The organism is Phytobacter cepae, from assembly GCF_054165735.1.
On sequence record NZ_CM135107.1, the window covers coordinates 3400601 to 3413297 of the forward strand.

The 12697-nt window shown below is 55.6% G+C and carries 12 protein-coding genes and 1 riboswitch; of the genes, 4 read left to right on the forward strand and 8 right to left on the reverse strand.

The annotated features are described in order from the left end of the window. From ACUY4Q_RS15985 to ACUY4Q_RS15995, 3 genes are read right to left on the reverse strand one after another with little or no spacing between them, the layout of a single operon-like run. Positions 1-777: an ABC transporter ATP-binding protein gene (locus ACUY4Q_RS15985; RefSeq protein ID WP_458043716.1), complete on the reverse strand. Its 777-nt coding sequence runs from the start codon at positions 775-777 to the stop codon at positions 1-3. Continuing rightward, the gene (locus ACUY4Q_RS15990; RefSeq protein WP_458043717.1) at positions 774-1589 is read right to left on the reverse strand and encodes an ABC transporter permease; all 816 of its coding nucleotides are present in this window, start codon (positions 1587-1589) and stop codon (positions 774-776) included. The genes ACUY4Q_RS15985 and ACUY4Q_RS15990 overlap by 4 nt, the downstream gene beginning before the upstream one ends. Positions 1590-1615: 26 nt before the next feature. Further along, positions 1616-2674, reverse strand: a complete 1059-nt coding sequence (locus tag ACUY4Q_RS15995) for a putative urea ABC transporter substrate-binding protein (protein WP_458047363.1) — start codon at positions 2672-2674, stop codon at positions 1616-1618. 54 nt (positions 2675-2728) lie between these two features. Continuing rightward, positions 2729-2827, reverse strand: a riboswitch (guanidine-I (ykkC/yxkD leader). A 224-nt stretch (positions 2828-3051) separates the two neighbouring features. Between ACUY4Q_RS15995 and ACUY4Q_RS16000 the strand changes: the two genes are divergently transcribed. The 3 genes from ACUY4Q_RS16000 to rimO all read left to right on the forward strand — a co-directional run bounded on the left by ACUY4Q_RS16000 (position 3052) and on the right by rimO (position 5891). Beyond that, a complete protein-coding gene (locus ACUY4Q_RS16000) occupies positions 3052-3675 on the forward strand; it encodes a glutathione S-transferase family protein (protein ID WP_458043718.1) in 624 nt (207 codons plus the stop codon). Positions 3676-4049: 374 nt separating this feature from the next. Beyond that, positions 4050-4409 carry a hypothetical protein gene (locus tag ACUY4Q_RS16005; RefSeq protein ID WP_458043719.1) on the forward strand — a complete coding sequence of 120 codons (360 nt, stop codon included), beginning with the start codon at positions 4050-4052 and terminating at the stop codon, positions 4407-4409. A gap of 156 nt (positions 4410-4565) precedes the next feature. Then, positions 4566-5891 carry a 30S ribosomal protein S12 methylthiotransferase RimO gene (rimO, locus tag ACUY4Q_RS16010; protein ID WP_458043720.1) on the forward strand — a complete coding sequence of 442 codons (1326 nt, stop codon included), beginning with the start codon at positions 4566-4568 and terminating at the stop codon, positions 5889-5891. 35 nt (positions 5892-5926) lie between these two features. Here the strand turns inward: rimO and ACUY4Q_RS16015 are convergent, their stop codons facing one another. Beyond that, positions 5927-7264, reverse strand: coding sequence for an MFS transporter (locus ACUY4Q_RS16015; protein WP_458043721.1), 1338 nt, complete (start codon positions 7262-7264; stop codon positions 5927-5929). 51 nt (positions 7265-7315) lie between these two features. Beyond that, positions 7316-8269, reverse strand: coding sequence for a 2-hydroxyacid dehydrogenase (locus ACUY4Q_RS16020; protein ID WP_458043722.1), 954 nt, complete (start codon positions 8267-8269; stop codon positions 7316-7318). A gap of 96 nt (positions 8270-8365) precedes the next feature. Between ACUY4Q_RS16020 and ACUY4Q_RS16025 the strand changes: the two genes are divergently transcribed. Next, positions 8366-9253: a LysR family transcriptional regulator gene (locus ACUY4Q_RS16025; protein ID WP_458043723.1), complete on the forward strand. Its 888-nt coding sequence runs from the start codon at positions 8366-8368 to the stop codon at positions 9251-9253. On the opposite strand, the gene gsiD is transcribed toward ACUY4Q_RS16025, so the two are convergent. From gsiD to gsiB, 3 genes are read right to left on the reverse strand one after another with little or no spacing between them, the layout of a single operon-like run. Next, entirely contained in the window at positions 9243-10154 is a 912-nt protein-coding gene (gene gsiD, locus ACUY4Q_RS16030) for a glutathione ABC transporter permease GsiD (RefSeq protein ID WP_458043724.1), read from the reverse strand. The genes ACUY4Q_RS16025 and gsiD overlap by 11 nt on opposite strands. A 2-nt stretch (positions 10155-10156) precedes the next feature. Continuing rightward, entirely contained in the window at positions 10157-11077 is a 921-nt protein-coding gene (gene gsiC / locus ACUY4Q_RS16035; protein ID WP_458043725.1) for a glutathione ABC transporter permease GsiC, read from the reverse strand. Positions 11078-11127: 50 nt separating this feature from the next. Next, on the reverse strand, positions 11128-12666 hold the full coding sequence (gsiB, locus tag ACUY4Q_RS16040) for a glutathione ABC transporter substrate-binding protein GsiB (RefSeq protein WP_458043726.1): 1539 nt from the start codon (positions 12664-12666) through the stop codon (positions 11128-11130). Positions 12667-12697: the final 31 nt, after the last annotated feature.

Consider the following 12697-nt stretch of genomic DNA (forward strand, 5'->3'; position numbering starts at 1 on the left):
TTAACTCCTTAACGCATAGACGTTTTCAGGCGCGGTGCCGGTCATTTCGGCCAGTCGCGCTTCGTTAAGCGGAATGTCATAAGTAATGCGCGCCCCATAAGCATTGGGTTCGTGCGGGTCGATGCGCACTTTGTCGAACACCAGCAGGCGGGTGCCGAGGTTAAAACCTTCGGACAGATCGTGCGTGACCATAAAGACCGTCATGCGGGTTTCGCTCCACAGCTGGAGCAGTAGCGCATGCATGTCTTTGCGAATGCCGGGGTCCAGCGCGCCAAAGGGCTCATCCAGCAACAGCACACGCGGCTGCATAATGAATGCCTGGGCGATGGCGAGGCGCTGCTGCATGCCTCCGGAGAGCTGCGCCGGGTATTTGTCCAACGCCTGCCCGAGACCGACTTTCTCCAGCATCCACACCGCCCGCTCCCGCGCTTCACGTTTACGCGCACCAAACAGGCGACCAAGAAGACGGGCCTGCGGAAACTCAAGGCCGATCGCGACGTTATCCAGCACGCGTAAGTGCGGAAAGACCGAATAGCGCTGAAACACCACCCCACGACTGCTGTCAGGCTCAGCCGGTAGCGTTTTACCATCAAGCAACAGCGTGCCGCGGCTCGGCGCTTCCTGCCCCAGTAGCAAACGCAGGAAGGTGGATTTACCGCAGCCGGACGCCCCGACCATTGAGCAAAATTCCCCTGCATTCACCTGCAGATTGAGCCGCTCCAGCACCACGTGCGATCCGTACTCCTGCCAGACATTGTTGATGTCGATAAAGCTCATGCCTTCCCTCCTTCCGCCCAGGGAAAACAGGTTTTATGAAGCTGACGCAGGCCTAAATCCATCAGCCACGCCAGTAATGTAATCCACACCACGTAGGGGATGATGACGTCCATCGCCATATAGCGGCGCACCAGGAAAATGCGATAACCCAGACCTGCCGTGGACGAGATCGCCTCTGCTGAGATGAGAAACAGCCACGCAGAACCGAGCAGCAGACGCAGCGAGGTCAGCAGGCGCGACAGCAGTTGTGGCAACACCACGCGCAGGACCAGCGTCCAGCTGGAGGCCCCCAGCGTCTGCGCCTTGATCAGGATTTCAGGGGGAATTTCTCGCGCGCGGTGTTCGAGATCCCGGGCCAGCATCGGCGTAATGCCAATCACAATCAGCATCACTTTCGAGAGCTCATCGAGCCCGAAAACAATAAACAGCACCGGCAAAATCGCCAACGGCGGGATCATCGACAGCACCGTCATCAGCGGCGACAGTGAGGCGCGCCACATCGGGAAGACCCCGGCGGTGATGCCGATGCATAATCCCACCAGCGAGGCGATGGCAAGCCCGGTCAGCAGGCGGACCAGACTCACCAGGGTGTCCATCCAGAAGAGATAATCGCCGCTGCGTTTATCCGGGCTAAAGGCCATGCGTGAGAGGGCGTCGAGCATTTGCTGCATTCCCGGCAGGAGCTTGTCCTGCGGGTTAGCCTCAAGGCGTACTGCCGATCCCAGAAAGTAGGCCGCCAGCAAAATGACGAAGGGCAACAGGACGAGCGTAAAGCGCATGCCCCGGGTCGGATGGCGATTAATGTGTCGCATGGCGTCGTTTCCCGTCAGTCAATCAGTCAAAGCTTGCCGTCGGCGGCCATTTTCACGAAGCTGTCGTCAAAGCGCAGTTTGACGTTCCCTGCATCGCCGAGGGCTGCGTTACCCGGGAAAGCCATGCCGATGAAATCGGCACTTTGTGCGCCGTCACCGAGCAGCCCCTTATCAAAGGAGAACTGCGCCACGCGCTGCATGGTCTTCGGCAAATCAGCTGAGGCGGCAAAGGCCAGATTGTCAGTCGGGGTGTAAAAGAGATGCGTGGTCTTAAGCTGTGCCTGATAGCCCGCCAGGTCGGTGCCCGACGCGGCTGCCATTTCACTCAGCACCGCCTTATCCTGCGCCTTCATTTTCGCCATCATTTCGTACCACGCGCCGGTCAGAGCTTTGCCCAGCGCCGGGTTGTCTTTCAGGGTCTCGGTATTCACTACCATCATGTCGATGAGTTCACCGGGTACCTGAGAAGAGCTAAAGACTTCAGTGGTATCTGGCGTCCCTTTAATGACCGAAAGCTGCGGATTCCAGGCCACGGCAGCCTGCACTTTCGGCGTGGCAAACGCGGAGACGATGTCGGCATCCGACGTGTTCACCACGGTGACATCTTTCTCTGCCAGCCCGGCTTTTTCGAGGCCGCGCACCAGCAGATAGTGGGAGACGGAGAGCTCAGGCAGGTAGATTTGCTGCCCTTTTAAATCCTTGAGGGTTTTGCCCACACCTTTCATCACCACGCCGTCGTTGCCTTCGGAGTAGCTACCGAGAATCAGCGCGGTGGTGTCCACGCCGCCTGCCGCCGGAATGGTCAGCGCGTCCATATTGGTCATGGTGCAGCCATCAAACTGACCGGCGGTGTACTGGTTAATGGATTCGATGTAGTCATTGAGCTGAACAACATTGATCTTGATGCCGTATTTATCGGCCCATTTATCAATGATTTTGCTGTTACTGATGGCGCCCCATGGCATCCAGCCCGCATAAATAGTCCAGCAGACGTTAAATTCTTTCTTTACCGCAGCAAAGGCAGGGAGAGTGGTCAGCATGACCAGCGACAGCACGAGGGAGCGGAATAATGGCGTTTTCTTCATCATGGACCTCTGGTTGGTACAAAAAGGGGCAGCGCGACACCCATTGGTGCTGCTGTCTCCCGGGTTTTTGTCCCGCCGTGTAACCTCTCAGAGGTCGCCAGCTCTTGGACCAGTCATCCGCTCACGCGAACCGGAACCCTAGCCAGCTATTTGCAAATTGTGTGTTGCACTGCTCTCTTGCTACTGCAAGCGGTGTGCCAGGTTATAATTTTATTAAAATTCAGTGAATTACTATGATGCCTCTGCGGATACTCACTATTTTGGTGAGCCAGCATCAGGCAGTGCACCATGCTGGTGCCTGGCTGGAGGTAGCAAGACGCAGTGCGATTGATGTATTGTTTTTAAACGATTAATCCTGCAAAGAGCGACCTGCGATCATGATAAGAATTCTGGGGAAAACCTCGTCCATTAACGTGCGAAAAGTCTTGTGGACCTGCGAGGAAGCAGGCCTTGATTATCAGCAGGAAGATTACGGCAGCGGGTTTGCCTCCACGCAAACCGAGGCCTTTCGGGCCATGAACCCCAATGAAATGGTGCCAGTACTGATTGACGACGATTTTGTGCTCTGGGAATCCAATTCCATCTGCCGTTATCTGGCGCGTAAAGCGAGCCGCAGCGACCTGCTCCCCGTCGATGCGCAGGCCTGCGCCAACGTGGAGCACTGGATGGACTGGCAGGCAACCGAATTTAACAACGCCTGGCGCTATGTCTTCCCTGCTCTGGTGCGTAACAATCCGGCCTATAACGATCGGCAGGCGATTGATGCCGGCATTAAAGAGTGGAATCACTGCATCGGGATAGTGAATCAGCAACTGGAAAAAACCCAGGCCTGGGTGGTGGGTGCCCATTTCACGCTTGCGGACGTAGTGCTGGGGCTGTCGGTGAACCGCTGGAAGATGACGCCGTTCGATCACCCGACGTTCCCGGCACTGGAAGCCTGGTTCGCGCGCTTAAACCAGCGCCCGGCGTTCTTACAATATGGGAATAATGGCGTGCCGTGATTCGCTGCGCAGGGACGTACGCCCGGCCCCGTTTCCTGCATAACCGGACAAAACCCCAGCGCTGCATTTTTAGACAAAGATGATCTTCATCACATTTTAACATTAGAAACACTTTTTCTTAACATAGCGAGTGACAATCATTAATTAGCACGCTATTATTTTTGCCGTAAATCATTATGTTTCTAAAGAATTCCCTGTGTTGTATATCGCCGTTCGTCCGAGCGGCTTTTTTTTGCCTGTTCAACGGCAACGACCTCCTTTTGAGGTATTTTTTAAACGCGGGTTTTGTACCCCCAAATACCCCGCAGCCGCGTGATGGAGAACCTGACTATACATGGTATGTTTACCTCACCTCCATTATGACCAGGCTCGTTATGCATACCTTTCCTCTGACGCTTACCCTTACCGAAAGCCCAACAGACTCTGCCCTTGCGCTTCAACATTATCTGCAACGCCATCGACACGCCCCTGCCCTTATTCCCGTTCTGAACACGGATTTAAGCTTTATTAGCCCACATGCGCGGTCGACCAATGACTTCGTTATCAGCAGGGTCGAACCATTACGCGACAATACCTTTGTTCTTTATTATCAAATTCACTATTTCATCTTTAACCTGTGCCAGGATATGAATATTGAGGATAGTTACGCCACCTCTATCACCTTTGCGGTGAAAGATGGCGAGTTAGTATTCGACGTAATTAATAATGAACGCGACACGGTTGATGAATTTTGACCACACGCGGTGATTTGCTGTCATTCTGTAGGGCAGCCTTTGCCCGTCAGGCCGCCGGGTTTTTGATCCTGCCTGCCGACAATCCGCTATAAATCTCCCGCTGATAACTGTACAATCCGTGCCCTGAGCATCCTATAACTGATTAATTTTTGAACTATGAGCAATGTTACGCACCAGCCGAAAATCGGCTTTGTCTCCCTCGGCTGCCCGAAAAACCTCGTCGACTCTGAACGCATCCTGACGGAACTGCGCACGGAAGGGTATGACGTCGTGCCGAGCTATAACGACGCCGATATGGTTATCGTCAACACCTGCGGCTTTATCGACAGCGCGGTTCAGGAGTCGCTGGAAGCCATTGGCGAAGCGCTGAATGAAAACGGCAAAGTGATCGTAACCGGCTGCCTCGGGGCGAAAGTCGATCAGATTCGTGAAGTCCATCCGAAAGTGCTGGAAATCACCGGCCCGCACAGCTACGAGCAGGTGCTTGAGCATGTGCACCATTATGTGCCAAAACCGCAGCACAACCCCTTCCTGAGCCTGGTGCCGGAACAAGGGGTCAAGTTGACGCCGCGCCATTATGCCTACCTGAAAATTTCCGAAGGCTGTAACCACCGTTGCACCTTCTGCATCATCCCGTCCATGCGCGGCGATCTGGTGAGCCGCCCGATTGGTGACGTGCTGGGTGAAGCGAAACGCCTGAAAGATGCCGGCGTAAAAGAAATTCTGGTCATCTCTCAGGATACCTCAGCCTACGGCGTCGACGTGAAGCACCGCATGGGCTTCCACAACGGCGAACCGGTAAAAACCAGCATGGTGGGCCTGTGCGAGCAACTGGCAAAACTGGGTATCTGGACGCGCCTGCACTACGTTTACCCTTATCCGCACGTTGATGATGTCATTCCGCTGATGGCGGAAGGTAAAATCCTGCCGTATCTGGACATTCCGCTGCAACACGCCAGCCCGCGCATTCTCAAGCTGATGAAGCGCCCGGGTTCTGTCGATCGCCAGCTGGCACGCATCAAACAGTGGCGTGAAATCTGCCCGGAACTGACCCTGCGTTCTACCTTTATCGTTGGCTTCCCAGGGGAAACCGAAGAAGACTTCCAGATGCTGCTCGACTTCCTGACCGAAGCCCGTCTGGACCGTGTTGGCTGCTTTAAATACAGCCCGGTGGATGGCGCGACCGCCAACGAACTGGCCGATCAGGTTCCGGAAGAGGTGAAAGAAGCGCGCTGGAACCGTTTCATGCAGCTGCAACAGCAGATCTCTGCTGAACGCTTGCAGGAAAAAGTGGGCCGCGAAATTCTGGTGATCGTCGATGAAGTTGACGAAGAAGGCGCCATTGGTCGCAGTATGGCGGATGCACCTGAAATCGACGGTGCGGTCTATCTGAACGGCGAAACCAACGTCAAGCCCGGCGACATCATCCGCGTGAAAGTTGAAAACGCCGATGAATACGATCTGTGGGGCACCCGCGTGTAATCCTGCCGCCGCCTGTCACCAGGCGGCGTTTTTTCTTACTCTGCCACACGTTCAAACCGGGTCGCTATCAACACATAGCTTATGACCGCCAGCACACCGTGCGCCGCCACGAACCACAATGCGTTATTAAACGAACCGGTGACCGCCACCACATAGCCAATCACCAGCGGTGTGACTATCCCGGCTATGTTGCCAATCCCATTAAACACGCCGCCGCACAGGCCAATCATGGTTTTCGGTGCCACATCAGAGAGAACCGCCCATCCGACGGCGGCAAAGCCTTTGCCAAAAAAGGCCAGCGCCATCAGCGCAATCACCGCGCTGTTGGTATCTACAACGTTGGCAAACACCAGCATAGTCGACAGTCCCATGCCGAGCACAAACGGCGTTTTACGGGCGCGGGAGGGATGAACGCCACGGCTAATCAGGAAGTCAGACAGGTAGCCTCCCAGTAAGCCGCCGGTAAATCCACAAATCGCCGGTAGCGCCGCCACCCATCCCGCCTGCATGATAGTCATGCCCCGCCCCTGAATCAGGTAGATGGGGAACCAGGTGATAAAGAAGTAGGTCAACGCCGTGATGCAGTACTGCCCGAGATAAATGGCCCACAAATTACGGTTGGTAAACAGGCACTTAGTGTCACGCAACAACGTTTTTTTGCCCCGTTTCGCCCCCTCGCTGTCCAGATCCACCAGCGCCCCGCCCTCACGCATCAGCGTTTTTTCATCGTCCGTCAGACGCGGGTCTTTATGTGGCTCTTTGTACCAGGCAAACCAGACCGCTGCCAGCACCAGGCCTAAGCCGCCCATCCAGATGAAGACGTGCTCCCAGCCCCAGGCGTGGGTAAGCCAGGCCATCATCGGTGTGAAGACCACTACCGCCATATATTGCCCGGAGTTAAACAGCGCTGAGGCCAGCCCACGTTCACGGGTCGGGAACCAACTGGAGACAATGCGTGAGTTTGCCGGGAAGGCCGGTGACTCGACCAGACCAAGCATAAAGCGCATCAGAAAGAGCGTCATCGCCGCCAGACTGCCGGTGAGCCCCATCCACCCCACGGTGCCTTGCAGCATGGTAAACACCGACCACAGCACCAGACTCAGGCCATACACTTTTTTTGCCCCGAAGCGGTCCAGCAGCCAGCCGCCGGGGATTTGCCCCAGCGCGTAGGCCCAGGCGAAGGCGGAGAAGATCATCCCCAACATCATTGGGTCGAGACCCAGCTCTTTCACCACCGAGGTCCCGGCAATCGACATGGTGGCACGGTCGGCGTAGTTAATGACGGTAATGATAAAAATCAGGCCCAGTACCCAGTAGCGGTGGTGCCCGACACGTTTAACGTGTTCCAGAGAGGCTTCTATTGGTTTGCTCATGATTTGCTCACTGTGATTTTTCAGGGGAGACAGAGGTCGTCGCCAGGGTGCTTACGCCCGGTGTGGCGGTAACTGACCGCTGAAACAGGCTGCCAGGTTTTCCAGCACAATCGCGCCCATCTCCAGTCGTGTCTGGAGGGTGGCGCTGGCGCGATGGGGCTGCAGCGTCACGTTGTTGAGCGTGAAAAAGCCCTCCGGCACATGCGGTTCGTTGGCAAACACATCCAGACCGGCTCCGGCAATACGCTGGTCCTTAAGCGCGTTGAGCAGCGCGGTTTCATCCACCAGCTTGCCCCGCGCCACGTTAATGAAGTACCCCTGCGGCCCGAGTGCCTCCAGTACCGACTCGCTGATGATGACCTTGCCGCTGTCGGCAGAGGCGGCAAGGATCAGCACATCCACTTCCTGGGCCAGGGCGTGAAGATCGACCACATAGCTATAATCCAGCCCGGCAATCGGACCGAGATCGGTGTAAAGGATACGGGTGTTGAACGCCGCCACGCGCTGCGCAATCGCCTGACCGACGCGCCCCATGCCGATAATGCCGACGGTGGTGCCGGTGACTTTACGTGCCAGTGGCAGGTTGGTTTGCGGCCAGCGCCCGGCGCGCACCACCTGTTCGCCTTCGCTCATCTGGCGCAGGGTGGAGATCAACAGGCCCAGCGCCATATCCGCGACGTCATCGGTCAATACACCCGGCGTGGTGGTGACAAAAATGCCGTGTTCGGCGGCGTAGGCCAGGTCAACGGCATCGGTGCCAATACCGCTGACGGCGACGATTTTCAGCGCAGGCAGACAGGCCATGATGTCACGGGACAGGCCTTTCGCTCCCCCGGTAACCACGCCTTCAATCAATTGGCCACACTCCGCTAACATCTGCTGAGGCTCGCGGGTTTGATACAGTCGATGTACGTAATAATCGCGCATTAATATGTCGTCTATCGGGTCTGGCACCGCTTGCGTTAATAAGATGTGAGTTTTTTGTTGGTCGGTTTTATTTGTCATTTTGCTGTTCCGTCGAGGGTCGTTAATTCGATGATGGACAGCGTAATAATTCATGTCTAATATAAATCCGGTATTCATTAATATAAGAATTGAATTATGGATTTGCACCAACTGCGGTGTTTTATCGCCGTCGCTGAAGAGCTGAATTTTGGCCGCGCCGCTGCCCGTTTGCATATGACGCAGCCGCCCCTGAGTCGCCAGATCCAACTGCTTGAAAAGAGCCTGGGCGGCGCGTTATTTGACAGGAATAACAGGCATGTACAGTTGACCCATATGGGGCAACATCTGCTCACGGAAGCACGATTAATTCTTAAATTAGCGGACCGCCTTGAATCGTCGGTGCAACAATGCGCCTCCGGCGAAACGGGATCGCTTTCATTGGGATTTACGGCGGTATTTTCGTGGAATTTTATTCCCCAGCTATTAAAAGAACTGGCGATAAAATTGCCCGGAGTCACCTTTCAGCTACATGAACTGGTGTCGCATAAACAAATAAGCGCGATTGAAAACAACAGTCTTGATATTGGTTTTGTGCGCCATGTCCCACCAAATCCGCTGTTGGCGTACCAGCCGCTACAAGGGGAAACCTTTGTTGGCGCTTTTCATTCTGAACATCCGCTGGCGCGTAAGCGAAAGATCCCCCTCAGCGCATTTAACAATGAGCCCTTTTTCCTCTATAGCCCTGGCGAAGCGCGACATTTTTACGACCGTATCACCGACCTGTTCGTCTTTAACGACATTACGCCAGACTACAAATACCAGCTCGCCCAGACCCATACCATCCTCGGGCTGGTGAACGCGGGCTTAGGTTGCGCCATCGTGCCCGCCTCTTCCCGCACGCTGGGTATGCCGAACGTGACCTTTATGAATATCGAAGGGGTGAACATTCAGGCACATAACTTCCTTGTTTACTCAAAGGCCAATCCGAACCCGGTTGTGCCGGTGTTCCTCAAGGCCCTGAGCGAGGCGTTAATTACCCTTTGATTTTTGGATCCAGCGCATCGCGCAGGCCGTCGCCCAACAGGTTAAAGGCCAGCACGGTGAGGAAAATCGCCAAAGAGGGGAACAGTGCCACATGCGGTGCAATCACCATGTCGGCACGGGCTTCATTGAGCATCGCGCCCCACTCAGGGGTGGGCGGTTGCGCGCCGAGACCCAGAAATGACAGACTGGCCGCCGAAATGATCGACGTGCCAATACGCATGGTGAAGTAAACCACGATGGAGGAGACCGTGCCGGGGAGGATATGGCTGAACAAAATGGTCATATCGCTGGCCCCGATGCTGCGGGCCGACTCGATGAAGGTTTGCTGCTTGAGCACCAGCGTATTGCCACGCACCAGACGCGCAAAGGCGGGAACCGAGAAAACGGCCACCGCGATGATAACGTTAGTCATCCCGCTGCCCATCACCGCGACCACGGCAATCGCCAGCAGAATGCCGGGGAAGGCAAACAGGACGTCGCAGATACGCATAATAATGCGATCCCACCAGCCTTCGTAATAGCCGGCCAACAGGCCGAGTACCGTCCCTATTGCCGCCCCAATCAGCACGGCAAACACGCCCGCAGCCAGTGAAATCCTCGCCCCTAATAGCACCCGGCTCAGAATATCGCGCCCCAGCGAATCCACGCCAAACCAGTGTATGAGTGAGGGCCCATCGTTCAGGCGGTCATAATCAAAATAGTTTTCTGCATCAAACGGGGCAATCCAGGGGGCGATGGCCGCCAGCAGGATTAAGATGACAACAAAAAGCCCGGCGGTCATCGCCACCGGCTGACGACGAAAGCGTCGCCAGAATTCATGCCAGGGTGTTCTGACCTGTCCCGGTTTTACTCCGGGCAGAGCGTTCAATATCGCCTGTCGACGCCAGTTAAACAGTCGCATCCTTACTTGTACCTGATAGCGGGGTTAATGGCGGCATACAGCACATCCACCACTAAATTGATAAGAATAAATTCCAGCGAGAAGAGCAGCACCTCCGCCTGAATCACCGGATAATCGCGCATCTCAACAGAATCCACCAGCAGGCGCCCAAGCCCCGGCCAGTTGAACACTTTCTCGACCACAATCGATCCGCCCAGTAAGAAACCAAACTGCAGCCCCATCATGGTAATGACCGGAATGAGCGCATTACGCAAACCGTGCTTCAGAACGACCCAGCGTTCACTTACCCCTTTGGCACGGGCGGTGCGCATGTAGTCTTCATTGAGGACCTCAACAAACGAAGCACGGGTAAATCGCGCCATCACCGCTGCGACGGCAGCGCCCAGGGTCATCGACGGCAAGATATAGTGCTGCCACGTGTCGGCGCCGACCGTAGGCAACCAGCCCAGTTCAACGGAAAAGACCTGCATCAGCAGCATGCCCAGCGCAAAGGCCGGAAAAGAGATCCCGGTGACGGCGAGCGCCATACCCAGCCTGTCTGGCCAGCGATTACGCCATACCGCGGCGGCAATACCGGCAATCAGCCCGAAGAGCATCGCCCAGGTCATACTGGCGATAGTGAGCCAGAAGGTCGGGAAAAAACGGCTGGCAATTTCATCAACTACCGGGCGGCGCGACGCCATCGATGTGCCAAAATCGCCTTGCAGAACGTGGGTAATGTAGTGCCAGAATTGGACATACAGGGGTTGATCCAGCCCCAGCTGTTGACGCACCAGGTTCACCACCTGCTGGTCAGCCTCCGGTCCGGCAATCAGCCGCGCCGGATCGCCGGGTAACAGATGGACAAATAAAAACACCAGCACCGCCACAATCAGTAGCGTCGGGATAAGCCCCAGCAGGCGTTTTAAAACATAATTCAGCATGTCTTTTTTCCCTCACCCCACCGCCACGCTGGCGGCGGGCATGAGTTTCTTTATTTCAGGTCGGCGTTGTCAAAACTAAAACCGGTATCCGGCATAATGTAGAACCCGGTCAGGTTCTTGTTGTGCGCAGAAACCAGTTTTTCGACAACCAAAGGCACCCACGGAGACTCTTTCCAGATAGTATCCTGAGCGTCTTTGTACAGGCGGGCTTTTTCTTCGCTATTTGTGGTTTTTAGCGCATCCACCAAATCTTTATCCACCTGCGGATTGCTGTAGAAGGCGGTATTGAACAAGGTAGGCGGCCAGTTCTGTGAGGCGAACAGCGGCGACAGCGCCCAGTCAGCTTCACCGGTCGATGCCGACCAGCCGGTGTAGAACATTCTCACGCCGCTCTCTTTCTGCCCTTTGGCTTCCACTTCGGCAGCACGTTGCCCTGCGTCCATCGCCGTCAACTGCGCTTTGATACCTACCTGTGCCAGCTGCTGCTGAGTGAATTGCAGCACCTTTTGCGCCGTACTGTGGTTATGTGAAGACCACAGCGTGGTGCTGAACCCGTTCGGGAAACCAGCTTCTTTCAGCAATTCGCGCGCTTTTGCGGGATCGTATTTCCAGGCCGGATAGCTCTGGGCATACGCCAGGGTAGGCGGCACAATGCCGGTTGCCGGGGTGGCATAACCCGCGAACGCCACTTTCACCAGCGCCTGGCGGTTAATGGCGTAGTTGATCGCTTCACGGACCTTCGGGTTATCAAACGGTTTTTGCGTCACGTTCAGGCTGATGTAGCGCTGCATGATGGACGGGCTGGCCACCAGTTCAAGTTTGCTGTTTTTCTCCAGTAAAGCTGCCTGCTCGTAAGGGATCGGGAAGGCAAACTGCGCTTCACCCGTTTGCAACATGGCCGCACGAGTGTTGTTGTCGACCACCGGTCGCCAGGTGATGGAGTCCAGTTTTGGCAACCCTTTCTGCCAGTAGTCCGGGTTCTTCTTTACTTTGACGAAATCGGTCTGGTTCCAGGTTTCCAGGCTGTACGGCCCTGTCCCCACCGGATGGAAGCCAATCTCTTTGCCATATTGCGCCAGCGCTTTCGGCGAGATCATGGCGGTCGCCGGATGGGCAAGAATATTAATAAACGCCGAGAACGGCTCTTTTAGGGTGACTTTCACCGTTGTGGCGTCGACAGCGTCGGTTTTGGCAATGTTTTTGTAGAGGTTATAGCGCTTGAGTTTATTGTCGGCGTTGCTGGCACGATCGAGGTTGGCTTTAACGGCCTCCGCATTAAAGTCGGTACCATCCTGGAACTTCACTCCCTGACGCAGTTTGATGGTGTAGACCAGACCGTCGTCGGAAACGGTGTAGCTTTCTGCCAGCACATTCTGCAACTTCATGTCTTTATCAAGGCCAAACAGCCCCTGATAGAAGGACTTCGCCACCGCCTGCGACAGCGTGTCGTTGGCGTCGTACGGGTCCAGGGTGGTGAAGTTCGAGGCCACGGCGACCACAACATCTTTGGCAGCCAGTGCCGGCGCAGCGGCGAGTGCGGCGGCAACCGCCACCCCAACCTGCCATTTACGTGATACAAATTGCGTCATCTTGCTCTCCTGAGTGTCCCTGCCTGGAACT